At 66.3% G+C, this 25,762-nt stretch carries 25 protein-coding genes; 15 read left to right on the top strand and 10 right to left on the bottom strand.

The features are described 5' to 3' along the window. Window positions 1-3: 3 nt before the first annotated feature. Genes ACN6PJ_RS03695 through ACN6PJ_RS03685 form a run of 3 tightly spaced genes read left to right on the top strand, consistent with a single transcriptional unit; the run spans window position 4 to window position 3,978 of the window. Window positions 4-1,479 (top strand): aldehyde dehydrogenase family protein, encoded by a 1,476-nt coding sequence (locus ACN6PJ_RS03695; RefSeq protein WP_427994557.1) that lies wholly within the window; start codon window positions 4-6, stop codon window positions 1,477-1,479. Beyond that, a complete protein-coding gene (locus ACN6PJ_RS03690; RefSeq protein ID WP_427994556.1) occupies window positions 1,472-2,647 on the top strand; it encodes an ABC transporter ATP-binding protein in 1,176 nt (391 codons plus the stop codon). Before ACN6PJ_RS03695 ends, ACN6PJ_RS03690 begins: the two co-directional genes overlap by 8 nt. Next, the gene (locus ACN6PJ_RS03685; RefSeq protein WP_427994555.1) at window positions 2,644-3,978 is read left to right on the top strand and encodes an FAD-dependent oxidoreductase; all 1,335 of its coding nucleotides are present in this window, start codon (window positions 2,644-2,646) and stop codon (window positions 3,976-3,978) included. The genes ACN6PJ_RS03690 and ACN6PJ_RS03685 overlap by 4 nt, the downstream gene beginning before the upstream one ends. A gap of 28 nt (window positions 3,979-4,006) precedes the next feature. On the opposite strand, the gene ACN6PJ_RS03680 is transcribed toward ACN6PJ_RS03685, so the two are convergent. From ACN6PJ_RS03680 to ACN6PJ_RS03645, 8 genes are all read right to left on the bottom strand, one after another. Next, window positions 4,007-5,236: an MFS transporter gene (locus ACN6PJ_RS03680; RefSeq protein WP_427994554.1), complete on the bottom strand. Its 1,230-nt coding sequence runs from the start codon at window positions 5,234-5,236 to the stop codon at window positions 4,007-4,009. Between the two features lie 18 nt (window positions 5,237-5,254). After that, window positions 5,255-6,460, bottom strand: a complete 1,206-nt coding sequence (locus ACN6PJ_RS03675; protein ID WP_427994553.1) for a M20 aminoacylase family protein — start codon at window positions 6,458-6,460, stop codon at window positions 5,255-5,257. 8 nt (window positions 6,461-6,468) lie between these two features. Continuing rightward, window positions 6,469-6,963 carry a 6,7-dimethyl-8-ribityllumazine synthase gene (locus ACN6PJ_RS03670; RefSeq protein WP_427994552.1) on the bottom strand — a complete coding sequence of 165 codons (495 nt, stop codon included), beginning with the start codon at window positions 6,961-6,963 and terminating at the stop codon, window positions 6,469-6,471. Window positions 6,964-7,020: 57 nt separating this feature from the next. Then, window positions 7,021-8,496 (bottom strand): sodium:solute symporter family protein, encoded by a 1,476-nt coding sequence (locus ACN6PJ_RS03665; protein WP_427994551.1) that lies wholly within the window; start codon window positions 8,494-8,496, stop codon window positions 7,021-7,023. Further along, window positions 8,493-8,705 carry a DUF3311 domain-containing protein gene (locus ACN6PJ_RS03660; RefSeq protein ID WP_427994550.1) on the bottom strand — a complete coding sequence of 71 codons (213 nt, stop codon included), beginning with the start codon at window positions 8,703-8,705 and terminating at the stop codon, window positions 8,493-8,495. The genes ACN6PJ_RS03665 and ACN6PJ_RS03660 overlap by 4 nt, the downstream gene beginning before the upstream one ends. A gap of 136 nt (window positions 8,706-8,841) precedes the next feature. Then, window positions 8,842-10,275: an NAD-dependent succinate-semialdehyde dehydrogenase gene (locus tag ACN6PJ_RS03655; RefSeq protein ID WP_427994549.1), complete on the bottom strand. Its 1,434-nt coding sequence runs from the start codon at window positions 10,273-10,275 to the stop codon at window positions 8,842-8,844. Window positions 10,276-10,384: 109 nt separating this feature from the next. Beyond that, window positions 10,385-10,888, bottom strand: a complete 504-nt coding sequence (locus ACN6PJ_RS03650; protein ID WP_427994548.1) for a flavin reductase — start codon at window positions 10,886-10,888, stop codon at window positions 10,385-10,387. A gap of 72 nt (window positions 10,889-10,960) precedes the next feature. Continuing rightward, window positions 10,961-12,325, bottom strand: a complete 1,365-nt coding sequence (locus tag ACN6PJ_RS03645) for an LLM class flavin-dependent oxidoreductase (protein ID WP_427994547.1) — start codon at window positions 12,323-12,325, stop codon at window positions 10,961-10,963. A 217-nt stretch (window positions 12,326-12,542) separates the two neighbouring features. Here ACN6PJ_RS03645 and ACN6PJ_RS03640 point away from each other — a divergent pair, with 217 nt between their 5' ends. Then, the gene (locus tag ACN6PJ_RS03640; protein WP_427994546.1) at window positions 12,543-13,109 is read left to right on the top strand and encodes a helix-turn-helix domain-containing protein; all 567 of its coding nucleotides are present in this window, start codon (window positions 12,543-12,545) and stop codon (window positions 13,107-13,109) included. A gap of 17 nt (window positions 13,110-13,126) precedes the next feature. Here the strand turns inward: ACN6PJ_RS03640 and ACN6PJ_RS03635 are convergent, their stop codons facing one another. After that, a complete protein-coding gene (locus tag ACN6PJ_RS03635) occupies window positions 13,127-13,663 on the bottom strand; it encodes an N-acetyltransferase family protein (RefSeq protein ID WP_427994545.1) in 537 nt (178 codons plus the stop codon). 159 nt (window positions 13,664-13,822) lie between these two features. Between ACN6PJ_RS03635 and modA the strand changes: the two genes are divergently transcribed. The 6 genes from modA (at window position 13,823) to ACN6PJ_RS03605 (ending at window position 19,851) form a co-directional block, all read left to right on the top strand. Beyond that, window positions 13,823-14,599: a molybdate ABC transporter substrate-binding protein gene (modA, locus tag ACN6PJ_RS03630; RefSeq protein WP_427994544.1), complete on the top strand. Its 777-nt coding sequence runs from the start codon at window positions 13,823-13,825 to the stop codon at window positions 14,597-14,599. 341 nt (window positions 14,600-14,940) lie between these two features. Further along, window positions 14,941-15,933 (top strand): Bug family tripartite tricarboxylate transporter substrate binding protein, encoded by a 993-nt coding sequence (locus ACN6PJ_RS03625; protein ID WP_427994543.1) that lies wholly within the window; start codon window positions 14,941-14,943, stop codon window positions 15,931-15,933. A gap of 25 nt (window positions 15,934-15,958) precedes the next feature. Beyond that, window positions 15,959-16,972: a cyclase family protein gene (locus ACN6PJ_RS03620; RefSeq protein ID WP_427994542.1), complete on the top strand. Its 1,014-nt coding sequence runs from the start codon at window positions 15,959-15,961 to the stop codon at window positions 16,970-16,972. A gap of 31 nt (window positions 16,973-17,003) precedes the next feature. Continuing rightward, window positions 17,004-17,813 (top strand): SDR family NAD(P)-dependent oxidoreductase, encoded by an 810-nt coding sequence (locus ACN6PJ_RS03615; RefSeq protein WP_427994541.1) that lies wholly within the window; start codon window positions 17,004-17,006, stop codon window positions 17,811-17,813. Window positions 17,814-17,857: 44 nt separating this feature from the next. Further along, window positions 17,858-18,865, top strand: a complete 1,008-nt coding sequence (locus ACN6PJ_RS03610; protein ID WP_427994540.1) for a Bug family tripartite tricarboxylate transporter substrate binding protein — start codon at window positions 17,858-17,860, stop codon at window positions 18,863-18,865. Continuing rightward, entirely contained in the window at window positions 18,865-19,851 is a 987-nt protein-coding gene (locus ACN6PJ_RS03605) for a quinone oxidoreductase family protein (protein ID WP_427994539.1), read from the top strand. Before ACN6PJ_RS03610 ends, ACN6PJ_RS03605 begins: the two co-directional genes overlap by 1 nt. On the opposite strand, the gene ACN6PJ_RS03600 is transcribed toward ACN6PJ_RS03605, so the two are convergent. Continuing rightward, window positions 19,832-20,866: a substrate-binding domain-containing protein gene (locus ACN6PJ_RS03600; RefSeq protein WP_427994538.1), complete on the bottom strand. Its 1,035-nt coding sequence runs from the start codon at window positions 20,864-20,866 to the stop codon at window positions 19,832-19,834. The two genes, ACN6PJ_RS03605 and ACN6PJ_RS03600, sit on opposite strands and share 20 nt — an antisense overlap. Before the next feature lie 209 nt (window positions 20,867-21,075). Between ACN6PJ_RS03600 and ACN6PJ_RS03595 the strand changes: the two genes are divergently transcribed. The 5 genes from ACN6PJ_RS03595 to ACN6PJ_RS03575 are packed head-to-tail and all read left to right on the top strand — an operon-like array spanning window position 21,076 to window position 25,758. Continuing rightward, window positions 21,076-22,644, top strand: a complete 1,569-nt coding sequence (locus ACN6PJ_RS03595; protein WP_427994537.1) for an AMP-binding protein — start codon at window positions 21,076-21,078, stop codon at window positions 22,642-22,644. Between the two features lie 25 nt (window positions 22,645-22,669). Then, window positions 22,670-23,479, top strand: a complete 810-nt coding sequence (locus tag ACN6PJ_RS03590; protein WP_427994536.1) for an SDR family NAD(P)-dependent oxidoreductase — start codon at window positions 22,670-22,672, stop codon at window positions 23,477-23,479. A gap of 27 nt (window positions 23,480-23,506) precedes the next feature. Then, on the top strand, window positions 23,507-24,487 hold the full coding sequence (locus ACN6PJ_RS03585) for a Bug family tripartite tricarboxylate transporter substrate binding protein (protein WP_427994535.1): 981 nt from the start codon (window positions 23,507-23,509) through the stop codon (window positions 24,485-24,487). 31 nt (window positions 24,488-24,518) lie between these two features. Next, a complete protein-coding gene (locus ACN6PJ_RS03580; RefSeq protein ID WP_427994534.1) occupies window positions 24,519-25,277 on the top strand; it encodes a citryl-CoA lyase in 759 nt (252 codons plus the stop codon). A gap of 55 nt (window positions 25,278-25,332) precedes the next feature. After that, a complete protein-coding gene (locus tag ACN6PJ_RS03575) occupies window positions 25,333-25,758 on the top strand; it encodes a bleomycin resistance protein (RefSeq protein ID WP_427994533.1) in 426 nt (141 codons plus the stop codon). The last annotated feature ends 4 nt before the right edge of the window (window positions 25,759-25,762 follow it).

Here is a 25,762-nt window from a genome sequence, read left to right as displayed (position 1 = left end):
AAAATGGATCAGGCATTGCCGAAAACCCTGCGCGACGCGCCGTATCCCCTGCTGATCGGCGGAGAAGAGGTGCCCGCGGCATCGGGAGCAACCTTCGCCAGCATCAACCCGGACAACGGGGAAATCCTGGCGCATGTGGCGCAGGCGGGGGCCGCGGATGTCGATCGGGCGGTGCTGGCCGCGCGCAAGGCCTTCGAGGGGCCCTGGGGAAAAATGACGCCCAAGGAACGTAGCAAGGCGCTTCTGAGGCTGGCGGCCGTGCTGAACGACAAGGCCGAAATGCTTGCGCAGATCGAAATGCTGGACGTGGGCAAACCCATCAAGCAATCGCGCGCGTCCATGATCGGCCTGGCTCCCACGCTGGAGTACTACGCGGGCGTGCTGCTCGGAATGGGCGGGGAAACGATCAATGTCTCCGACCCGGCCATCATGGATTTCACGCTGCGCGAGCCGCTGGGCGTATGCGGGCTGATCGTGCCCTGGAACTATCCTGTCAGCCTGGCGGTGCTGAAGCTGGCGCCCGCGCTGGCGGCGGGCAATACCGTGGTCATCAAGCCTTCCGAGGTGACGCCGCTGTCCACGACGGAGCTTGGCCTGGCGGTCGTGGAGGCGGGCATTCCTCCGGGCGTCGTCAACATCGTCCATGGAACCGGCGAAGAAGCGGGCGACGCATTGGCGCGCCACCCCGGCGTCGCCAAGATCTCGTTTACCGGCGGCACGGTGACCGGCCGGAAGATCTTCCGGGCGGCGGCCGATTCCATCAAGCGCTTGACGCTGGAACTGGGGGGCAAGTCGCCGCTGATCGTCTTCGCCGACAGCGATATCGATGCCGCCGTGACGACGGCCTACAACGACATGACCCGGAATACCGGTCAGGTGTGCGCCGCCTGCACGCGCCTGGTGGTCGAGCGGTCCGTCCACGATGAATTCATCGAGAAGCTGGCGCAGCGGGTGGCCAAGGTGAGGATAGGCAGGCCCGATGACGAGACCACGGAAATGGGGCCTATCGTCAACGCTACCCAGATCAAGCGTATCCAGGCCTATCTGCAGGTGGCGGGCGAGGAGGGCGTCCGGACCGTGCGCAGCGTCGACCTGGCAGGCCGGCCTGAACTGGGCAAGGGCTACTACATGGATCCCGTCCTGTTCCTCGACGCTAGCAACGAAATGCGCGTGGCCCGCGAGGAAATCTTCGGCCCGGTGCAGACCGTGATCGCCTTCCATACGGAGGACGACGCGGTGCGCATTGCCAACGATTCCCCGTTCGGCCTGGCCGCCGCCGTCTTTACGCGCGATGCGGCCCGTTCCATGCGCATGGTGCGCAAGATCCAGGCGGGCACGGTATGCGTCAACCATGGCGCCAAGGCCGCCGTCGATGCGCCTTTTGGCGGCTACAAGGAAAGCGGCATCGGAAAGGAACGTGGAATGTTGGCAATGTTGGACGACACGCAGGTGAAAAATGTCCGTTATGCACTTGTCTAAGCCCTCCTCGCGGATCGAACTGGACGGGATCGCGAAGCGCTTTGGCGACAACTCCGTCCTGCACGACCTGAATCTGTCCATCGAGCCCGGCGAGTTCGTCGTGCTGCTGGGGCCTTCGGGTTGCGGAAAGAGCACCCTGTTGCGCCTGATCGCGGGCCTGGAGGAGCCCAGCGCCGGGCGCATACGCATCGGCCCCCGCGACGTGACGGATTTTCCGCCGCGCCGCCGGGACGTCGCCATGGTGTTCCAGAGCTATGCGCTCTACGCGCACCTGAGCGTCGCCGACAACATCAGTTTTCCGCTCAGGATGCGGGACCTGCCCTGGTACTACGAAATACCGGTGCTGGGCAGGTTGATGCCCGCCGCGAGGGAGAGGAAGCGGGCGCACCGGGAGCAGGCGGGTAAGGCCGCGGAGGCCGTGGGCATGCAGCACCTGCTGCATCGCAAGCCGCGCGAACTGTCGGGCGGGCAGCGGCAACGCGTGGCGCTGGCGCGCGCCATGATCCACGATCCGTCCGTATTCCTGATGGACGAGCCGCTGTCGAACCTGGATGCGCAGCTGCGCTCTCATACCCGGGCCGAGATCATCCGCCTGCATCAGCGCCTGAAGCGCACCTTCGTCTACGTGACGCATGACCAGGTCGAAGCCATGACGATGGGGACTCGGGTGATCGTCATGAACCAGGGGCGGATCCAGCAGGATGGCACGCCTGACGACCTCTACGACGCGCCCGCCAACGCATTCGTCGCGGGCTTCGTGGGCAGTCCCGCCATCAATCTCATTCCGGCGCAGCCCGCCGCGGAAGGGTTTGCCGTCAATGGCTACGTGCTCCCGGGATCGGTCCAGTACCGCGCCGCCATGGGCGCAACCCAGCTGCCGCGCAGTCTCACGCTCGGTATTCGGCCCGAGTATCTCCGGATCGGCGAGCAAGGGATGCCCGCGCAGATCGAACTGGTGGAGCGGCTCGGAACCGAGCAAGTGGTGACGTTGCAGGCTCTCGGCGCGTCGTTGCGCGTCAAGCTCGACAGCGAGGTGCGTTACCGGGCGGGGGACCGCGTGAACGTGAGCCTGGATTGGAGCCGCGCGCATCTTTTCGACGCCGAGGGCGGCGGCCGCATCGAAACCTGTCGCGGCCAGACGCGACCATTGAAGGAGAAATTCGCATGAGCGCAAAGACTGTCAGGGAGCCGGCCCGCGATATTCCCGTGCTGGCCGAACCCGATGTACTGGTGGCGGGCGGCGGCGTGGCGGGCATTGCGGCGGCGGCCGCGGCCGCGCGCTCGGGGGCGAAGGTGCTGCTGCTCGAACGTTGGGGGTTCCTGGGCGGAACGGTGTCGGCGGTCACGCTGGGAGGCTTCTGCGGCATCTGGGCGGTGACGCCGGATGATCTCATTCCGGTCGTCGACGGCTTATTCGGCCAAATGGTGGACCGGCTGCGCAAGCGCGACGCGGTGACCGGGGCGCGCCGCTGGTCCCTGGCTGCGTCGCTGCCATACGACCCGACCAGCGTGCGGCTGGTGGCGGACGAAATGATGGCGGCTTACGGAGTGGAGGTGCTGTTCCATACCTGGGTGGCCGACGTCGCCGTGGAGGACGGCAGGGTGGGCACCGTGTTCGTGGAAAACAAGGGCGGCCGGTTCGCCGTGCGCCCGCGCATGGTGATCGACTGCACGGGAGACGGCGACATCGCGGCCCGCGCGGGGGCCCCGTTCGAATTGGGTTCCGGGGGGATCACGCAGTTCGGATCCAGCATGTTCCGCATGGCGCCCGTCGACGTGGAGACTTTCTGCAAGCTGAGCCGGGACGACGTCAGCGCCCGCATGGCCGAGATCGTCGCGGGCGGGACGCCATTGCCCCGGACCATGGTCGCGCTCTACCCGAATCCGATAGAGGGCGTCGTCCACCTGAACGCGACGCGTGTCGCGCGCGAGGATGGAGAGCCATTCGACCTGACCGATCCGATGCAGCTTTCCGAGGCCGAAAGGGAAGGACGCCGCCAGGCCTACCTATACGAATCCGTGCTGCGCGAGCACATGCCGGGATTTTCCCGCGCGCGCATCGTCGATATCGGCGCGCAGATCGGCATCCGGGAAACGCGGCTGGTCAAGGGGGACCACGTCCTGACGGCGGAGGAAGTTCTGGGAGGCGCGAAGCCCGACGACGGCATCGCCTGCAATGCCTGGCCGGTCGAAGTCCACGCGCAGGGGCTGAAGACGGTATGGAAATTCCTGGAGCCGGGCGAATACTGTCGGATACCTTATCGTTGCCTGACGCCGCGCGCATTGCACAATGTCCTGGTGGCGGGGCGCTGCGTGTCCTCCACGCACGAGGCGCAGGCATCGATCCGTGTGTCCGCGCCCTCCATGGCCATGGGCGAGGCGGCTGGAATGGCCGCCGCCATGGCGTTGGAAGCGAAATGCGATAGCCGGGCGATCCACGTCGGGGTGCTGCAAGAGGCGTTGCGGCGGGAGGGCGCGATCCTGGAACCGGGAGGCTGAGCGGCGGCGCGCCGGCCCCATGGGAGGGTCAGTCGCGGACGGTCCGGGCCGTCAGCACATAGCCCAGCAGGCCGATGACGGGGCCGGGCACCAGGACCCAGGCAGCGTCCAGGCCGATCCTCTCCAGCACGGACGTGGTCAGCGCGATTGAAACCACGGTTATCGCGAAGCCGATCGAGTTCTGGATGGCCAGGGCGGATCCGACGATTTCGGGCGGGCAGCTGCGGGCGGACAGGGCCGAGAATTGCGGCGAGTCCGCAACGACGGAGACTCCCCAGAGGAGCAGGAGCGCCATCATGGCCGCGGCGGGCAGCGCATGCCAGGACAGCGCGAATATGGCGCCGCAAAGGCCCGAGAGGCAGAGCGCCCCGAGGGCGACCGGCGCGCTTCCATGGCGGCGCGAGACCAGCCCGCCCACGATGCAGCCGAGCGCGCCGACCGCAATGACGGCGAACGAAATCCCCGGAATGCCCGTGAACGGCAGGAAAGAGGCGAGATCCGTGCGGGCCACCAGGACGGGAACCACGGTCCAGAATGCGTACAGCTCCCACATATGGCCAAAGTATCCCCAGGCCGAGGCGCGGAACTTCCGGACCTTGAAGGCGGACAGCACATTCGGCCTGGCGGGCGCCGCGGCGTTTGCCCGCGCGTCGCGCGGGCGTCGGGCGGGCAGGAATGGGCCATCCCCCAGCTTGAGTATCATCAGGCCGCCCGCCACCGCGAGCGCCGAGGACGCCAGGACGACGGACTGCCAAGGAAGGCCGGCGCCCAACTCGCGCAGAAGATGGGGCAGGGCGGTGCCAAGGGTGAGCATAGCGACGAGCTGGGCGAGCGCCATGCCCGTGCGGGCCGGCTCCCAGCTCACGATCAGCTTCATGCCGAGCGGATAGATCCCGGCGAGCGACAGGCCCACAAGGAATCGATAGGCGATCGCGTCGCCGAGGCCGTGGGCGGCGAGCGCGAAGAGTCCGTTGAAGGCCGCGCCAAGCACCGTGCTCAAGGCAAACACCCGGCTCGCGGGATAACGGTCGGCGAGGCCGAAGAGGGCCAGGACCAGCGTTCCGGCGATGAATCCCGCCTGCACGGCGCTGGTCAGCCAGCCGATGTCCGATGCGGTGATGTTCCACGAGACGGCCAGGTCGGGCGCGGCGCTGTTTGCGCTGAACCAAAGCGACGTGCCCAGCAGCTGCGCGACGGCGATCACGGCCGAAGGGCGCAGCCAGCGGTTCGTTTCCATGCCGGGGGAAGTGGCTTTCATGCGCGTTTCCATGCGGATTCATCCGATGGCCCGATGGCCCCGCGCCTGCCGGAAGTAGGCATGCGCGAGATCGACCCAGTACCGGACGCCATGGGGAATGGCCGAATCGTTGAAGTCATAATTGGGATGGTGAAGATTATGCGATTTCCGGTCCGGCGATCCATTTCCGATAAGAATATACGCGCCGGGCTTCTCTTGAAGCATGAAGCCGAAGTCCTCCGACGTCATGTTCGGCGGCGTGTCCACGTCCACCTTGTCGACCCCGAAGGCATCCTGCAGGACCTGCGCGCAAAGCCGTGTCTCGGCGGGGGAGTTCACGGTCGCCGGATAGAACTGGAAGAATTCCAGTGAGATGCTGGCGTCCTGGACCAGCGCCAGGCCGTTGCAGATGTTGTCCATTGCGCGCTGCAGCATCTCCAGGACGCCGGTGGAGAGGGCGCGAGCCGTGCCGCGGATCTCCACGCTCTCGGGTATGACGTTGTCGGTATGCCCGGCGTTGAGCATGCATACGGAGATCACGGCCGGGTCGATGGGGTTCTTGTGCCGCGCCGCCAGGGTCTGAAGTTCCAGGACGAGCGTGCAGGCCAGGGGGATGGGATCGCGGCCCAGATGCGGCTGCGCCGCATGCGCTCCCTTGCCCTGGACCACGATCCGGAAGCGCGCGCCGGCGGCCATGATAGGCCCCGGGCGGATCCCCGCGCTTCCGACAGGCAGCGCGGGCCAGTTGTGCATGCCGAAAACCGCATCGGCGGGAAAGCGGGTGAATAGCCCTTCGTCGATCATGCGCTTGGCGCCCGCGCCGCCTTCTTCGCCGGGCTGGAACACGAAATGCACGGTTCCCGGCAGCTGGGGCCGCAGCTTGAGCGCCCTGGCTGCGCCCAGCAGCATGACGATGTGGCCGTCGTGGCCGCAGGCGTGCATGTGGCCCGGGTGCCGCGAGGCATGCTCGAAATCGTTGGCTTCCTGGATCGGCAGCGCGTCCATGTCCGCCCGCAGCATGATGGCCCGGGTCGGGTCTTTGCCGGGCAGCGTGGCCACCAGGCCGGTCTCGGCGATGCCACGCTCGACGGCATAGCCGTAGCTTTCCAACGCCCGGGCGATGGCGTCCGAAGTGAGGCGCTCTTCGAAGCGCAGCTCCGGCCTGGCATGAAGCTGCTTGCGCAACGCGGAGAGGGGCTCGATCGGGTCTTGGGAAACGCCGGCGGCGCGGGTGTCTATGTCCATGGCGGGCCTCACGCGGCTTGATCGACGTCTTCCGGGGGGAGGTCGAGCTCGAACCTGTGCAGCGCGTCGAGCATGCCTTCGCAGGCATCGGCGACTTCCCTGCCCTTGTGCTTCAGATGATCGGAGAAGAACTTCCCGTGGTCGTCATGCGAGTGGAAGTGATGGGGAGTCAGCGACATAGAGAACACCGGAACGTTTGTTTCCAGCTGCACGCGCATCAGGCCGTCGATGACGGCTTGCGCGACGAACTCGTGTCGGTAGATGCCCCCGTCGACGACCAGCGCGGCGCCCACGATCGCGTCGTATCGCCCGGACAGCGCGGCGCGCTTGGCCAAGAGGGGGATTTCGAAGGCGCCGGGAACGTCATAGGTATCGATGCGATTCAACGCCCAGCCGTAATGGGCCATCCTGTCGTAGAAGGCCAGCCTGGAGTGGGCCAGCAGGCCGGAGTGCCAGCTGGACTGGATGTAGGCGATGCGCCTGGTCTGTGTCTTGTTCCGCATAAACGTACATTCGCGGCGCCGTTCGCGATGAACGGCGCCGCAGGCTCGGGTCAGGGGTTAGGAAGCGTTGGGCGAAAGCCGGCCCGGGGCGGAGAGGCCGCGCGTCGCGATCGAGACGACGGTCAGGACGACCAGGTTGAAGAACAGCGCGATCATGCCGACGTTCAAGTCCTTCAAGGCGGTCGGCAGGAGCGGGAACATGCCGGCGACGGTCTGCTTGGTCAGGGAAACATAGGCCACCGTGGAGACGCCCACGATGATGCCGGCGAAGGCGGCGGGCTTGGAGACCGGGTTCGACTTGAACAGGCTGGCCAGGAACACGGGGAACAGCTGCGTCACGAAAGCGTATGCCATGAGCAGAAGCGCCACGATCGTGTCTCCTCCGCCCAGGGTGAACCAGACGGCCACCGCCATGATGGCGGGCGCCAGCCATTTGGCGACGCGGGCGATGTGCGCGTCTTCCACGCCGGGCCGCAGGGGGCGGTAGACGTTGTTCGCGAGCAGCGTAGCGGAGGTCATCAGGATCATGGAGCCGGGAACCAGTGCGGTGAGAATGCCTGCCGCGCCGATGACTCCGACGAACCAGGGGTCGAACGTCTGCAAGGAGATCTTGAAGAGCGCCAGGTCGATGTCGCCGCCCTTCAGGCCGGGGACCTGCAGAATCGCGGAGAAGCCGACGAACAGGATGAACAGCAGCATGAGCTGGTAGATCGGCAGGATGAACGCGTTCTTGCGCAGGACGCCGTCTCCCTTCGCCGTGTACACCGCCATGAACATATGGGGCCACATGTAGAAGCCGAGGGTGGACAGCACCACGGTCGACACCATCCACGTCGGGCTCTGGCCCACGTCACGCAGCGCGAGAAAGCCGGGTTTGGCCGCCTCGATTGCGGTGAACATGTTCTCGATGCCGCCGTAGTAGTGGTACGGCAGATACAGGCCGAGGAAAACCGCCACGAACATCACCAGGGCGTCCTTGATCACGGAAGTCCAGGCCGATCCGTGGACGCCCGACAGCGCGACGTACGCGGCGACGACGATCGCGCCGATGATGACGCCCTGGTTCGAGGAGATGGCGGAGTAGGAGGAGATGCTGACGATGATGCCCAGGCCCTTGAGCTGCAGAACCAGGTAGGGGATCAGCGCGATGAAGCCGACGATCGCCACCAGCACGCCGAGCGCGCTGCTCTTGTACTTTGAAGCGAAGAAGTCGGGTTGCGACAGCAGCCGGCGTTCTTTCGCGTACCTCCACACCGGGGGCAGGATGAAGTAGGAAAGAATGAAAGGCAGGCTGCCATACCCGAGGAGGTAGTAGGCACCGGCGCCGTTGCCGTAGGCGAAGCCGCTGCCGCCCAGGAAGACGAAGGTTGTGTAGATTTCTCCTGCCATCAGCAGGAAGACGATCGCCGCGCCGAAGCCGCGACCTCCGACCGTCCATTGTTCCAGGCTCATGTCCTTGCCGCGCCTTGCCCGGATCCCGAGAAAGAGCGCGACTCCGACCGCCAAGGCAATAAAGATCAATGCGCTGTTCATTTTGCGTGGCCGTCCCGTTGAGTGGATTCTGCCTTTTGGTCAGAGAAATAGATGATCGCCATCACAATGGATGTAAGGACGAGGGACAGCGCCAGCCAGGACAGCAGAAACGGCATCCCGAGCAGGAAAGGGGTGACGCGATTCAGAAAGAACGGCCCTACAAGGACCATCAGGACTGGCGCTAACGCCAGGGTGTGAACGGCTCGCATGGATGAATCTCCGGTTTTTCCCTTGTGATTGGACGTGAGTCGACCTCAAGGCGATGGTCCATCGCCTCGATGATCTCTGCACGCGGTTGTTACGGTGAGCGTGGCCGACGCTCGCCGCTTATCGTCGATGGAGGCCCTATGCCCAATCCATCAAATGGGAGATGCTCTTGACGTGCGTGTAGCACTCAAGGCCTTCGGTGCCGCCTTCGCGGCCGTAACCGCTTTCCTTGACGCCGCCGAACGGCGTCTCGGACACGGCCGACACCAGGTGATTGATCGCCAGGTTGCCTACCTCGAGCTCGTCGCCCAGCTTGTACGCATTGGCCGCGGACGTGGTGAAGGCGTAGCCGGCCAGTCCGTACGGCAGGGCATTCGCCCGAGCGATGGCCTCGTCGATGTCGGTCACGCGCACGACGAGAACCAGCGGGCCGAACGGCTCTTCGTTCATGGCCCGGGCGTCGCCGGGAACGTCGGCAAGCACGGTAAAGGGGTAGACGTATCCCGCGCCCGAAGGCGGATTCCCGCCGCATACCAGGCGCGCGCCGCGTTCGAGCGCATCTTTCGTCAGGGCGTCGATCGCGTCGAAGCGGCGGCGGTTGACCACCGGGCCGATGTCGTTGCCGGCGTCCATCGCGTTGCCTGCCTTGACCTGGCTGCCGTGGCGCTGCATGGCGTCGACGAAGGCGTCGTAGATCCTGGCGTGGACGAAGAAGCGGGTGGGCGAGACGCACACCTGGCCCGCGTTGTTCAGCTTGCCCTTGATGCATGCGATCGCCGCCTTTTCCGGGTCTGCGTCCTCGCAGATCACGACGGGAGCGTGGCCGCCCAGTTCCAGGATCGCCGGCTTCATGTGCTGCGCGGCCAGCCCTGCCAGGTGTTTGCCTACGGGAGTCGATCCCGTGAACGTGATGCCGCGCACCGTGGGGTTCGCAATCAGATGCGCCGAGATCATCGCCGGGTCGCCGAACACGACGTTCAGCACGCCGTCGGGCAGCCCCGCGTCCTTGAACGCCTTTGCGAGCAGCACCGCGCCGGCCGGCGTTTCCTCGGCCGCCTTGAGAATGATCGAGCAACCCGCGGCCAATGCGCCGCCCACCTTCCGGGCGGGGGAGCTCATCGGGAAGTTCCAGGGCGTGAAGGCCGCGATGACGCCTATGGGTTCGCGGATCACCGTGTGGCGCATGCCGGGCTCGGCCGGCACGACGCGGCCGTAGAGCCGCTTTCCTTCGTTTGCGTCCCACGTCATCAGGTCGCAGCCGCGGAGCACTTCGGCGCGGGCCTGGGCCAAGGTCTTGCCCTGCTCGAGCGAAATGGCGTGGGCGATTTCCTCCACGCGTTCGCGGATCAGCGCGATGGCCCGCAACATGATTTCCGCGCGCAGGGCGGGCGCGGTCTTTCTCCAGGCGCGGAACCCCTGGGCGGCCGCCTGGATGGCATCGTCGAGATCCTGCGCGCCGGCCCTGGGGACCGAGCCGATGACCGTGCCGTCGGAGGGGTTGATGACCGGATCGCCGGCGACTCGGCGCCACTGGCCGCCGATGAGCATCTGGATTTCTGGGTAAGCGTGCATTCTGATATCCAAAATTCTTGGTTCGTGCTTCGGCCTGGCCGGCGCGGCAAGGCAAGCCCCGGCCATCGTCAGCCTCCGGACGAAGGAATGAAGGGCTCGCCGCGCGCCCCTAGGCGTGGGCGGGTTGCGGCGCCTGCGGCAGGCGGTGGAAGTCGCGGCCGAAGTACATCAGGCCTTCGCGGCCGGCGGTGCTGCGGATCGCCTTGATTTCGCAATAGAAGACGGTGTGCGTCCCGACTTCGTTCATGGACATCACTTCGCAGTCCAGGGCGGCGACGGCGTCCACGAGCGCCGGCGCGCCGGTCTCCAGGCGATCCCAGGTCGCCGCCGCGAAACGCGATTCCATGGGCACGTTCCTGGAGGCGAATCGCATGGCGATGTGGCGTTGATCGCCGGCCAGGACATTCACGCACAGATTGCCGTTTTCGCGGATAACGGCGTTGTTCTTGCTTGCCCTGTTGATGCACACGAGCAGGGTGGGCGGGTCGTCCGTCACGGAGCAGACCGCGGAAACCGTGCAGCCGGCAAGCCCCGCCTTGCCTTCGCTGGTAATGACGTTGACCGCCGCGCCCAGGCCGGACATGGCCTCTCGATAGGTCAATTTATCAATCATGATGGCACCTTCCTGTTTTCCGGCCGGGCATGCAGGCGGATTCGGCGCTGCGTGCCCGGGCACGGCCACGGCTTATTTCCCGTTGCTGCGATAGCTGGCTGCGGGGTGCGACGCCGGCAGGCGGGCCTGGCCGAACAGCTTTTCGCGATAGCAACCGTCGTTGTAGGAGGTCTTGTAGACGCCGCGTTCCTGCAGTTGCGGAATCAGGAGCTCGATGACGTCGTCGAAGCATTCGGGGACCACGGTGCGAGACAGGTTGAAGCCATCTACGTCGGCCTCCTCGCTCCAGCCGATAAGTTGCGACGCGATCTGATCGACGGAGCCGACCCAGGGCGTTTGCCGGCTGCCCAGGACCATCTGTTCCAGCAGCTTGCGGCGGGTCCACTGCGGGCCGCTGGCGCGCGTCATGGCTTCCACGTTCGAGACGATCGCCTGGCTTTTGCCGGTATCGATGGGCTCGTCGATGTCGTATTTCGAGAAGTCGATGCCCAGCGACGCCGCGGCGTGGGCGAGGGCGCCTTCGGTGCTGACGTACTTGCGGTATTCGGCGAACTTCTCCTGGGCCTCGGCCTCGGTGCGGCCGAGGATCAGCGTGGCGCCCAGGAAGACCTTTACGTCGTCGGCCTTGCGGCCGAGCTGCACGGCCTGGGCGCGGATGTCGCTGACGATGTCCTTGACCCCTTCCTTTTTCTGGCCGTTCACGAAGACGCATTCCGCGTGCGTGGCCGCGAACCTGCGGCCGCGGGTGGAGGAGCCCGCCTGATACAGCACCGGCGTGCGCTGCGGAGAGGGCGCGCAAAGGTGCATGGCGTCCACCTTGTATTGGGGCCCGGCGTGATGGATCGTCCGCACCTTGGCGGGATCGGCATAGATGCCGCGTTCGCGGTCGGCGAGCACGGCGCCGTCGTCCCAGCTGCCTTCCCACAGCTTGTAGACCAGCGACATGTATTCGTCCGCCAGGTCGTAGCGGTCGTCGTGGGCGATCTGGCCTTCGATGCCGATCGCGCGGGCGGCGCTGTCGAGGTAGCCGGTGACGATGTTCCAGCCGACGCGGCCCCCCGTCAGGTGATCCAGGGTCGACATGCGCCGGGCGAACAGGAACGGCTGTTCGTAGGTGAGATTCGAGGTAACGCCGAAACCCAGATGCTTCGTCACGGCCGCCATGGCGGGGATGAGCAGGGTAGGGTCGTTCACGGGCACTTGCGCCGCGCTGCGCACGGCCGCGTCGGCGTTGCCGCCGAGCACGTCGTAGACGCCGACCACGTCGGCGAAAAAGATGCCGTCAAACAGGCCGGCTTCGAGCCGTTTGGCGTAATCTACCCAGTATTGCAGCTCTCCGTGCCGTGTCGATTGATCCCGAGGATGCGTCCACAGGCCTTGCTGGATGTGGCCGACGCAATTCATGTCGAAGGCGTTGAAGCGAATTTCACGTGACATATCAGTTTCCGAAGCGGTACTTGGTGAGTTCCGGGGTGGGGCCCGAATCGCCGGTCTGGCTGTGTCGTCAAGTATAGTGAACGATTGATCACTATCAAAGACTTCTCATCTAGGTACAAACCCGGGAGTCCGATATGTGCTATGAGATCGGTACGGCCGGCCGGCGCGCTGCGGGCCGATACAATGACGAACAGAACCCGCCGCCCTCACTGCCAACATGAACAACCCGCTTCCTGATCCTTCCATCGCCATCGCCACGCGGCTTCGCATAGAGCGCGAAGCCCGCGGCTGGTCTTTGGGCGACCTTGCAGACAAGTCCGGCGTGTCCAAGGCGATGATCAGCAAGATCGAGCGCTGCGAAGCCAGCCCCACCGCGACCATCCTGGGCAAACTGTCCGGCGCGTTCGGGCTTCAGCTGTCCATGCTCCTGGCCCTGGCCGAGCGGACTGGCGAACGCCTGAGCAAGGCGGATTCGCAGTCGGTGTGGGTGGATCCGGAAACCGGCTACGAGCGCCGGGTGGTGTCGCCTCGCAACGGGACGATGCTTGAGATGGTGCAAGTGACCTTGCCCGCCGGCGTGCGGGTCGAATACCCGGCCAGCGCCTTTGTCTTCCAGCACCAGCAGATCTGGGTTCTCGAGGGAACGCTGACGTTCCAGGAAGGGGACATCACGCACGTGCTGGAGCGGGGCGACTGCCTGCAGCTCGGCCTGCCGACCGCGTGCGCATTCCAAAACGCGACGGACGCGCCCTGTGTCTACGTGGTGGCGCTGATCCGACGCTAGGGCCTGTGGCGTCGGCCTCAGCCATCCACGGGCTGGGCAGGGCCTTCGAGGCGGAGCTGATAGAAGCTTGCGTCGAGCCACCGGCCGAACTTGAATCCCACCTCTGGCAGGGTCCCCACGTGTTGGAAGCCGAGGTTCTCATGTAGCGCGATGCTGCCCGCATTCGTCGCGTCGATGCAGCCGATGAGCGTGTGCACGTTCGACTCGCGCGCCCGCGCGATGAGCGCGGACATGAGCGACTTGCCCAGTCCACAGCCGCGATAGTCCTTGTGGACATAAACGCTGTGCTCCACGGTGTACTTGAACGCGGGGAAGGCGCGGAACGTGCCCCAACTGGCAAAACCGGCAAGCGTGCCGTCGTCCGTGAAGGCCCCGATCACCGGGAAGCCGCCCGCGGCTTTTGCCTGGAACCAGGCCGCCATCGCGGCCGGCTCGCGCTGCCGGTAGTCATAGAGCGCCGTCGAGTTCAGGATGGCTTCGTTCAAGATATCGAGGATCGCGGTCGAATGCTGTTCCTCGCGGCAATCGGCAAATTTGAACGTGGGTCGGGGCATTTTTGCTTGTCTACTATAGAAAACAACCGAATCCTATAGGGGATGGAGAGGGCGCACCATCTTTGAAACGTATGGAAACATAACCTTGTTATTGACCTTCGCCCCATGGTATCAATCCCCGATGTCGGACCGCGCCCGCGGTTGCTTACCAGCGTTGCCATGAAATTCCTGCACGTCCTGCTTACCGCGTTCCCCCTGCTCGGGACCAGTCTCGGTCCAAGCGCCATGGCCGGGGAAGTGCGTGTTGCCGTCGCGACCCTGCTTGCCGAACCGCTGCGCGCCATCGCCCAGAGCTTCGAAAAGGACACTGGCAATAAGGTGATCCTTACCGTAGGAAACACCAGCGACCTGCTGCGGCAAATCCTCGGCGGGGCCCGGTACGATCTGTTGCTGCCCAATAACACGGCGGCCTTGAAGGAACTGGAAGCACGCAATCTGGTTGTGGCGGGCACGCGTTATACCTACGCGACGAATTCGCTGGTGCTGTGGTCTCCGCAGGAAGGGTATGTCGACTCGCAGGGCCATATCCTGACTCGCAACAAGTTCGACCGGCTTTCGGTCGTGAGCCCGGATCTCGTGTACGGCCAGCCGGCGAAGCAGGTGCTGGACAACCTGGGCATAGCCAGCAAGATCTCGGCCAAGCTGGTCGAACGCCACGATATCGCCGAGTCCCGGCGGTTCGTCGCCTCGGGCGCTCCCGCCCTGGGCATCGTGACCCTGTCGCAGGTGTACGCCAACGGCAAGCTCTCCCGAGGATCGGCCTGGCTGATCCCGCAGTCGCTCTACGATCCGATCAGGCAGCAGGCCGTCATCCTCGATGAAGGGCGGAACAATCCGACGGCGCGGTCGTTCCAGTTCTATCTCAAGGGTTCCAAGGCCGGTTCCATCCTGCTCGGCTATGGCTACAGGCACGAAGTAATCGCCGGGGCGCTCTGACATCCCCGCGATGCCCAACGCACCGGCAAGCGCAATCCGCCCATGAAAGTCCAAGGCCCCGCCCGGCCGGCCGCGGCCTGATTCCCGGCCGGCCCGTTTTTTTTCGGCCGCCCGCAAGACGTCCCGTCTCCCCCGCCTCGCATCCTGGTCGCCAGCGCCAGCCTCGCCCATTTCTAAGCCGAAATAGATGTGCTTCGGGTTATTGGTGAACCGTTTCATTGTGTGCTAGAGTTGGCGAAAATTACGGAGACAGCCGTTAATTACCAGAGAATTCAACGGCCATCTGAGGAGGCATGGTGCTTTTTTGTAGAGTTAATGAATCGGTTCAAACAAAGGAGCGCATGCCTAGCCAAGCCCGGGCGGGGCGGCGCGGCTTCCTCACCGCCATGGCGGGCATGGCCGCCATGGGCCTGCCCGGCGCCGGCCGCGCCGCGGCCTATCCTTCGCGGGCGCTGACGCTGTATGTGCCCTTTGCCGCCGGCGGCATCGCCGACAGCAATGCGCGCCTGGTGGCCGAAAAACTCGCGGCCCAGCTTGGACAGCCTTTTGTCGTGGACAACCGGCCTGGCGCGGGCGGCAACATCGCGCTCGGCGTGGCCACGCGGGCAGCGCCCGATGGATATAGCCTGATGTTCGGCACCAATGGCACGCATGCGGCGAACCGCTATCTGTACAAGGATTTTCCCTACGATCCGCTGCGGGACTTCGTGCCCGTGCACGGGCTGTTCGCCGACTTCAACGTGCTGGTCACCGGCGCGACGACGCCGTTCGCCACGTTCGGCGAATTCCTGGCCCTGGCCCGCAAGCGGCCGGGTCAGATGACGTATGCCTCGGCCGGCGTGGGCACGGCGCAGCATCTGGTGGCGGAGCTGCTGCAGCAGGTAGCGGGCATCCGGTTGCTGCACGTGCCCTACAAAGGCGCCGGCCTGGCGATGAACGACCTGATGGCCGGCACGGTGGACGTGATGTTCGATTACCCCATCACCAGTCTGCCGCTGATCCGTGCCGGAAAGCTCCGCGCGCTCGTGACGACGGGGCCGGGGCCCCTGCCCAGCCTGCCGGGCGTTCCCACCATCGCCGAGGCCGGATATGCGGGGGCGCAGTCATCGGTGTGGTCGGGGTTGTTCGCGCCGCGCGGCACCCCGGCCGATGCTGTCGAGATATTGTCCGGCGCCTGCGGCCGCATCTTGGCGGACCCGGCCGTGCAGGCGCGTGCCGCCCAGAACGGCACCGAATTGCTGCGCAAGCTCGACGCGCGGGCGTTCCCCGCATTCGTCGCGGCCGAGGCCGGGCGCTGGCGGGGCATCGTGCAGTCCGCGCGCGTGCAATTGTGATGTGATGGCAAGGAACGACAGAAAAATGAATCCACGCTGGAAAGTACGGCCCTCGGCATCGAACTGGGGCGACTTCGGGCCGGACGATGAGCTGGGCCGGCTCAACTTGATCACGCCCGAGGCGGTTCTGCGGGGAGTGCGCGAGGTGCGGGAAGGGCGCAGCATCTGCCTGAGCCTGCCGCTGAATCTGCCGGGCGGCAATGTGCTGAATCCGCGCCGCCATCCGCCGGTGTTGGCGCCGACGCGGCGGGACGGGCGTCCCGTCTACAACCTGCCCGTGGACCCGGACGGCCACGCGCACACCGACGTGGTCTGCGACGACGCGGTAACCCTGCATACGCAGTACTCCACCCAATGGGACAGCTTCGCCCACGTGGGGCACCGGTTCGACGTGGAGGGCAATGGCGAACCCGTGGCGGTGTATTACAACGGTTTCCGCGCCGGCGTCGACGTGGTCGGCCCCGAAGACGGGGCGCCGCCGGGCGCGCACCGCCTGGGCATCCAGACCATGGCGGAAAAAGCCATCCAGTCGCGCGGCATGCTGTTGGACCTGCACGCGCTGTGCGGCGATGCGCGCCAGTATGTGGGTTATGACCTGCTGATGCGCGCCGTGGATGCCGCCGGCGGCGATATCCAGTCCGGCGACATGCTATGCCTGTACACGGGGTTCGCCGACAAGATCATTGCCATGGGCGGCGCGCCCGACGCCGCGGTGCTCGATAACAGCTGCGCCGTGCTGGACGGCCGCGACGAGCGCCTGCGACGCTGGATCGTGGATAGCGGGATCGCCGCGCTCTGCGCCGACAACTACGCCGTCGAGGGCATACCGGGCCGGCCCGCGGCGGAACCCTGCGCGCGGCTGCCCCTGCATCAGTTATGCCTGTTCCAGTACGGGATCCCCCTGGGCGAGCTTTGGCACCTGTCCGAGCTGGCGCGCGCCCTCGCCGCGCAGGGGCGCTCGAAATTCCTGCTGACCGCGCCGCCGCTGCGCCTGCCTGGCGCGGTGGGATCTCCCGTCACGCCGGTCGCCACGCTTTGAGCCGCTGCGCTCCTCCTATCAAGAGTCCATCATGAGCCAAGTACAGAAATCCGAAGCCGCAGCTTTCCGCCTGGAGGGCCGCCGTATCCTGGTGGTGGGGGCTGGGCGCTCGTCCGGCGCGCGCCAGCCTGCGGCCAACGGCAATGCGGCGTGCCTGGCGCTGGCCCGCGCCGGCGCGCGCGTGGCCTGCGCCGACCGCGATCTCGACGCCGCCGAGCGCACGGTGGGCGATATCGCCGAGGTTGGCGGGCAGGCGATTGCCCTGCAGGCCGACGTGTCGGACGTGGGGCAGATCGAGGGCATGATCGACCGGGCGGTCGCGGCCCTCGGCGGGCTCGACGGCCTGGTGCTGAACGTGGGCGTCAGCCACCGCACGCCGCTGTCGGGACTGACGCCGGACAACTGGGACGCGGTGCTGAACGTCAACACCCGGGCGCATGTGTTCTGCGCCAAACACGCCTTGCCCCGGATGGCGCCGGGAGGCTCCATCGTTTTCGTATCGTCCACGGCATCGCGCCGCCCTGGCGGGCGCAACCCCGCCTACGAAACGTCGAAGGCAGCGCTGTCGGCCGTATGCCGGGCGGTGGCGCTGGAAGGCCAGCCGGCGGGAATTCGGGCCAATACCGTGGTGCTGGGCCTGATCGACACGCCGATGGGCCGGGCTGCAAGCCAGGCCAGGCCGGACCGGCTGGCACAGCACATGCCTTTCGGGCGGCAGGGAACCGCGGAAGAAGTGGCGGCCGCGATCCGGTTCCTGCTGTCCGACGAGGCCAGCTATATCAACGCTGTTGAATTGCCGGTGGACGGGGGCATGTCGGCCGGCATCGTCTTGCGCAAATAGGGCGGCGCGCGCCGCACCGCACATAACAACACCAGGAGACAACGATGAACCCTCGCATTTTCTTGCGCCTGGCCGTGCCGGGCATGAGGCGCATGCTGGCGCTGGCCATGGCCGCAACCGCCGTGGCCGCGGTGCCCGGCGTGGCGGCCGCCGCCTATCCGGAGCGGCCCATCCGCTACGTGATTCCCTTCCCGCCGGGCGGCTCCACGGATACCACGGGCCGGATCCTGGCGGAAGCGATGTCGAAGATCCTCGGCCAGCCCGTCGTCGTGGAAAATCGCGGCGGAGCCGGCGGCAACATCGGCGCCGCGCACGTCGCGGGTTCGCCTCCCGACGGCTATACCCTGTTGCAGGGAACGATCGGAACGCACGGAATCAATCCGACGCTGTACGAGAATCCGGCTTTCGACGCGCGCAAGGATTTCGAGCCCGTTGCGCGCATGACGGCAGGCACGAACGTGCTGGTGGTGAACCCCTCGGTTCCCGCGAAAAACGTGCAGGAACTGATCGCGTGGACGAAGGCGAATCCGGGCAAGCTGATGATGGGCTCATCCGGCGCCGGCAGCAGCATCCACATGTCGGGCGAGCTTTTCCAGGTGCTGACGGGCACCCGCTACACCCACGTGCCGTATCGAGGAGGAGGCCCGGCCATGAACGATCTGCTGGCCGGACACATCCAGCTCATGTTCGACAACCTGAACGTTTCGCTGCCGCACATCCAGGCCGGCAAGCTGCGCGCCCTGGGCGTGACCAGCCGCAACCGCGCCAGCGTGCTGCCGGACGTGCCCACGCTGATGGAGGCCGGCGTTCCCGGCTATGAGGTCACCAGCTGGAGCGGCATCTTCGCGCCCGCCGGCACGCCCCGGCCTATCGTGGAAAAGCTCAATACCGTCATCAATCAGGCGCTGGCAAGCGATTCGGTGCGTGAGCGCTTCGACGAGGCCGGCATCCAGATCGATCTGATGGGCGTCGACCAGTTCAAGGCATTCGTCGACAGCGAGATCGACCGCTGGGGCGACATCGTCAAGAAATCGGGCGCGAAGGCGCAATAATGGCCCCGACGATGCGCGCGCTTGTCCTGGGGGCGGACGGACCCGTGCTGGCCCGGGCGCCGGTGCCCAGCCCGGGGCCGTCGGAAGTCCGGCTGCGGGTGCTGGCCTGCGCCCTGAACCGCGCCGATCTCTACATGGCCGAAGGCCGCCGGCATGGCGATGCCGGCGGGCCGGGCGCCATCCTCGGCCTGGAGTGGGCGGGAACCGTGGATGCCGTGGGGGCCGAGGTGCCGAGCCATGTCCGTATCGGACAGCGCGTCATGGGGTCGGGGCGAGGCGCCTTCGCCGACTATGCGGTCGCGGACTGGGGGCGGGTGCTGCCCATGCCGGACGGCCTGGAGCCCGCTCAGGCCGCCTCCCTGCCCATTGCGCTGCAGACCATGCACGACGCCCTGGTGACCCATGGTGGGCTGAGGGCCGGCATGTCCCTGCTGATCCATGGCGCCTCGACCGCCGTGGGCCTGATGGCGCTGCGGATCGCGCGCTGTCTCGGGGCCGGTTGGGTGGGAGGCAGTTCCACCAGCGAGGCCAAGCGCCAGCGCCTGCTCGGCCTGGGCATGGATCTGGTGGTGGATCCTGCCGTCTCCGGCTGGTCCGGCCTGGTGCTGGACGCCACGGCCGGCAGGGGAGCGGACTTGGTGGTGGACATGCTGTCGGGGCCTGCCATCAACGACACCCTGGCTGCCACTGCCATCGAAGGGCGCATCGTGAACGTGGGCCGGCTGGCGGGCCGCACGGGCAGTTTCGACTTCGATCTGCATGCCTTGCGGCGCGTGCGCTACTGCGGCGTCACGTTTCGCACCCGCTCACGCGAGGAGGTCCGGCGGATTACCGCGGACATGCTGCGCGACCTGGGCGGCCCGTTGGGCGACGGGACATTGCGCCTGCCGGTGGACCGCGAGTTTGCGCTGGAGCAGGGCGCGCAGGCCCTGGCCTATATGCGGGCCAACGGCCACTTCGGCAAGATCATTTTGCGCGTCGCTTGACCGGGCCGCAGGATTGGCGCTCGATCAGCGCATAAGGGAAAACGTTGGTGCGCGGTTCAGGCTGCGCTTCGCCGCTGCGGGCCTGGATGCGTTCCAGCAGCATCGCCGAGGCGCAGTCGGCCACGGATTCCACCGGGGTGCGCAGCACGGTCAGCGCAGGGGCGTAATCCTCGGCGAAGTCGGAATCCCCGATGCCGACCACGGAGATGTCTTCGGGCACCCGCTTGCCCATTGCCGCGATGGCGCGCAGCGTGCTGCTCAGGGTTTGCGTGCCCTGCGCAATGATGGCCGTGGGCGCGTCGGGCCGGCCCAGCAAGTCGGTGATGGCGTCATAGGCGGAACTGGTGGGAGAAGGGCCCTGGATCAGCAGGTCGGGAACGGGCAGGTGCGCCGCCTTGAAGGCCGCTTTGTAGCCTTCGATGCGCCTGCGCACGGGGCGGCTGCGCGCCTGCCACAGCACAAGGGCGATTCGGACATGGCCCAGGGAAATCAGATGGCGGACCGTGTCGGCAATGCCTTTGGCATGGTCATACAGGACCGCGTCCGCCTTGACGTCCATGTCGCGATCGTAGATCACCGCGGGCATGGTCAGGTTCTGCACCGCATTCAGCACGTCGGGATCGCGCTCGTTGCCAGGCGCGATGATCACGCCGTCCATGCCGCGCAGCTGGAACGTGTTGAGGATGCTGACTTCGCGCTTCGGGTCGTTGAGGCCGTTCGCCAGCAGCAGCATGTAGCCGGCGTTGAAGAAGCGGGCCTCGAGCGCCCGGAACGCCCGCGCGTAGAGAGGGTTGGTGACGTCGGAGAACATGCAGCCGATGGTCTTGCTGCTGCGGGAACGCAATGCCTGCGCCGCATGATTGGGGCGATAACGCAGCGCGGCGATGGCGCGTTCGACTTTGGCGCGGACTTCGGGCGTGACGTTGGCAGCGCCATTGATCACGCGCGACGCGCTGCCCACCGAGGTGCCAGCCAGGGCCGCGACGTCCCGGATGCTGATTTTTTTTTGCCGCATGTAGATCCCTTTTGCAGCGCCAAAGTATACCCCAGGCCCATCCGCGAGCACGCATGGCGAACGCCCGCCGCGCCGGTTTTTGTCGGTCTATTGATGAAACGATTCATTTAAGAATATACTGCGTATTCGTTGAGCATATGAAAATGTTGGTGAAACGATGCAAATGCCCTTGGGCGCAGCCGTTGCACCGCCCTCACACAAGGACAGCAATGCGTACACACCGTGCCCATGTCGGCGGCACCATCGGCGACTTGATCATCCAGGCGATCGCGCGTTATCCGGACCGCGTGGCGTTCATCGACGAGCAGTCCCGGCTCAGTTATCGCCAGCTTGGACGGCGTATCGGCCAGGCCATGGCGGCGTTTTCGGCCCTGGGGCTCAAGCGCGGCGACGGCGTCGCCCAGCTGTCGGGAAATCGCAGCGACGTATTCGTGGTGATGGCGGCCGCCTATCTGATGGGGCTGCGCTCCATCACGCTGCATGGCATGGGTGGCCTGGAGGACCATGCGTACATCGTCCGCGACGCCGAGGCATGTTTCTTCATTGCGGACGGGGGCTACCGCGAGCGCCTGGATGCGCTGCGCGGGCGCTGCCCCGCCGTGCGCCATTGGTATTCGCATGACAGCGGCGTGGCGGGCCAGGCGTCGTTCTGGGAGTACGCGCAGGAGCAGGAGCCCGCGCCCTTGCGCGTGACGGCGGAGGCGGATGACGTCATCCGCCTCGCCTATACCGGCGGCACGACGGGCAAGCCTAAGGGCGTCATGCTGACCAACCGGTCGATGTGGATGCAGGCGGTGCTTCTGCTGGCCGCGCGCCAGCTGCCGGCGGAACTGCGTCTGCTGTGTCCCACGCCCATCTCGCACGGCGCCGGCGCGATGCTGGTGCCCACGCTGTGGCGCGGCGGAACCGTCATCCTGCAGCGAGGGTTCGAGCCCGAAAAGTACATCGCGGCGCTGCAGGCGCACCGGGCCTCCTTCAGCTTCCTGGTGCCCACGATGGTGTACGCCATCCTGGACCATCCGCTTTGCAAGACCGCCGACTTTTCGTCGCTGCGCCTGCTGTCGTATGGCGCGTCGCCCATGGCGCCCGCGCGCATCGAGGAAGCGCTGCGCGTATTCGGGCCGGTGCTGGTGCAGAGCTACGGCCAGACCGAAAGTCCCAGCAACATCCTGTTCCTGTCCCAGGAAGACCATGCGCGCACCGACGTCAATACGCTGGGCTCGGCGGGCATGCCGTACCCGGGCGTGACGGTGGAGCTGCTGGACGATCAGGACCGGCCGGTCGAGCCGGGCGAGATAGGCGAGCTGTGCGTGCGCAGCCCCTTGGTGATGGAGGGTTATTGGAAGCAGCCGGAACTGACGGCGCAGGCGCTGCGCAACGGCTGGCTGCACACCGGCGACATGGCCTATCGCGATCCCCACGGCTATTACTTCCTTGTCGACCGCAAGAAGGACATGATTATTTCGGGCGGCTTCAACGTCTATCCGAAGGAAATCGAGAACGTATTGGCGGCGCATTCCGCGGTGGCCGCGGCGGCCGTGATCGGCGTGCCCGACGAGAAATGGGGAGAAGCGGTCAAGGCCGTGGTGGTGCTGCGCCCCGGAAGCGCCGCCACCGAAGACGACCTGAAGGCGGCGGTGCGCAGCGCAAAAGGCCCCGTCAACACGCCGAAGTCGATCGATTTCGTGGACGCGCTGCCTCTGACCACGCTGGGCAAGCCCGACAAGAACCAGTTGCGCTCTCGCTATTGGGGCGACCGCAAGCGCAAGATCAATTAATGGAACTACACATCAGGGGAAGACGATGAGCATGGAAATCCAGGCAGCGGCGCGGTCGCTGGAGGGCCGAGTGGCCATCGTGACGGGCGCGGGCTCGCGCGCCGATGGCATAGGCAATGGCCGGGCAGCCGCTGTCCTGCTGGCGCGCGACGGCGCGCGTGTGGCGTTGATCGACGCCGTCGAGGAATGGGCCGACGTGACGCGGCGCATGATCGAGGACGAGGGCGGCGAGGCGCTGGTCCTGCCCTGCGACGTGAGCGCCGATGCGCAATGCGCCCAGGCCGTGCGCGAGGCCCGGCAGCGTTGGGGCCGGGTGGACATCCTGGTCAATAACGTGGGCGTGGGCGGCCCGGCCGGCAACGCCGTCGATCTGGACCTGGAGGAATGGGACCGGGCGCTGCGCACCAACATCACCTCGATGATGCTCATGGCGCGCCATTGCATTCCGGCCATGCGCGAGCTGGGGCGCGGCGCCATTGTGAACGTGGCGTCGGTGGCGGGTCTGATGGGCGGCCATCCCAGCCTGCTGTACCCCACGTCAAAGGGAGCGGTGGTCAACATGACCCGGGCCATGGCCGCGCATCACGGCGAAGAGGGAATTCGCGTCAACTGCGTGGCGCCGGGCATGGTCCACACGCCCATGGTGTATGCGCGCGGCATGTCGGACGAAAAACGGGAGATCCGCCGCAAGCGCTCCCTGCTGCGCACCGAGGGCAATGGCTGGGATGTCGGCCACGCCATCCGCTATCTCGCCAGCGACGAGGCGCGCTGGGTCACGGGCGTGGTCCTGCCGGTGGATGCGGGCACCACCGCCGGACGGCATTCCTACCAATAGGCCCGCGCAATCGCATCGGAGGAAAACATGAAGAACTGGAACAAGAAACTTGTGGCGGCGGCCGCGGCGGCATGCGCTTTTCTGATCGGGCCGCAAGCCCGCGCGCAAGACTTCCCCAGCCACAGTCTCACGCTGGTCGTGCCGTTCGCGGCGGCCGGCATATCCGACAACCAGTCGCGCCTGCTGGCGCGCAAGCTGGCCGACGTCCTGGGGCAGCCGGTCGTGGTCGAGAACCGGCCCGGCGCCAGCGGCATGATCGGCGCCGAGGCCGTGGCGCACGCCAAGCCCGACGGTTATACGCTGCTGTACGGCACCCACGGCACGCAGGCCGCCAATCTGGCGCTGTTCGACAACGCGCGCATCGATCCGTCCAAGGATCTGCGCGCGGTGCACTCGCTGTTTCGCCAGTCGACCGTGCTGGTGGTCAATGCCGCCACGCCCTATCACAGCCTGAGCGACCTGGTGCGGGCGGCCAAGCAGCGGCCGGGAGCGGTGAACTACGCTTCGGCGGGTTCGGGCACGCAGACTCATCTGGCGGCGGCCAAGCTGCAATCGGCGGCGGGCATATCCATGACGCACGTGCCCTACAAGGGGGCGGGGCCGGCGCTGTCCGACGTGTTGGCGGGCAATGTGGAGATCATGTTCAGCTACCCCGAATCCGTAAGCCAGCACATCCAGGCGGGCAAGCTGCGCGCGCTGGCGGTGGCGGGATCGAGCCGGCTGGACGCCATGCCGACGGTGCCCACCATGGCCGAGGCAGGCTATCCGGATGCGGCGCTGGAGGGCTGGTCGGGGGTGTTCGTGCCCGCGGGCACGCCGGACGCCGTGGTCGCCAAGCTGGCTCGCGCGATCGGGCAGATCACTCAGGCGCCGGACGTCGTGGCCGCGATGGCGGCCATCAGCAGTTTCCCCATGGGCCTGTCCGACCGGAAGTTCCAGAGCTTTGTGGAACAAGAAGTGCCGCGTTGGAAAGCCGTGGTGCGCCAATCGGGCGCGCGCCTGGAATAAGCGGCCGATCCGAATCCGAAAAGGAAAACACATGTTCAAGAGCGATATCGGCGGCGGCGACGCCGACCACATCAGTATCAGAGGCCATGACCTGGTCGAGGATCTGATCGACAAGCGCGACTTTGTCGATGTGCTGTGCCTGACCGTGCTGGGAAGTTTCCCGGACGCCAATCAGCGCCGCATGATCAATATGTTCCTGGTGACCGCTGCGGACCACGGACTGACGCCCAGCGCGCTGGCGACCCGCCTGACCCTGCACGGGGCGCCGGAGTCCATGCAGGGCGCCGTCGCCGCCGGCCTGCTGGGCGCGGGTAGCCGCTATCTGGGCGTCGTGGAGTACGCCGCGCGCTTTCTCCAGCAGGCCGCGGCGGACTTCGACGGCTCGGACGCGGATGCACTGGCCGCGCACGCCGAGGGCGTCGTGGTGCGCGAGCGCGCGGCGCGGCGGCGTATTCCCGGAATCGGGCATCCCATCCACGTCGAGGCCGACCCGCGCTCGAACAAGATACTGGCGGTGGCTACCGATTGCGGGTACTACGGCAGGCATTGCCGTTATGTGCTGGCCCTGGCGGCGGCCGCAAGCCGAGTATTCGGCAAGCCCGTGCCGTTGAACGCGACGGGCGCGAAGGCGGCAGTGTTGCTCGACATGGGACTAAGCCCTGAATTCGGCAAGGGCATGACGCTCATCGGCCGGGTGGCGGGGCTGATCGCCCACGTCATCGAAGAGCGCGAGCAGCCGATTTCCCAGGCGCTATGGGACGTCGCAAGCGGGAAGTCGAACGGGAATTAGTGCGATACGGGCCGGTTCTGGCATCATGGCGGGTTCTGAAAACCTGGAGCGCCCGATGACTGAGCTTCACCGTGCCCGCATGGTGCCGGAACTGCTGGTAAGCGACCTGTCGCGCAGCCTGGCTTTCTGGATGGATTTGTGCGGCTTCGAGATCGCCTATCGGCGAGAGGACGAGGGTTTCGTCTACCTGGATCTGGACGGCGCGCAATTCATGCTGGAAGAGGTGCGCGGCGGCGAGAACTGGATCACGGCGCCGCTCGACGCGCCGCGGGGCCGGGGCATCAACTTCGAGATCAAAGTGCAGGCGATCGCGCCGTTGGTGGAGCGCCTGGCGGCTGCCGGATGGCCGTTGTACCGCGAACCCCAAGAGCGCTGGTATCGCAGCGATGCGGTCGAAGTCGGCGTGCGGCAATTCCTGGTGCAGGACCCGGACGGATATCTGCTGCGCTTCTCGGCCTGGATCGGCGACCGGCCGGCCTGATGGC

Origin of the sequence: Achromobacter sp., from assembly GCF_050285585.1 — a bacterium.
In the GTDB taxonomy this organism is placed as follows: domain Bacteria; phylum Pseudomonadota; class Gammaproteobacteria; order Burkholderiales; family Burkholderiaceae_B; genus Achromobacter.
Note: the sequence above shows the minus strand (reverse complement) of the source record. Positions and strands in the feature narration are given on the sequence as shown.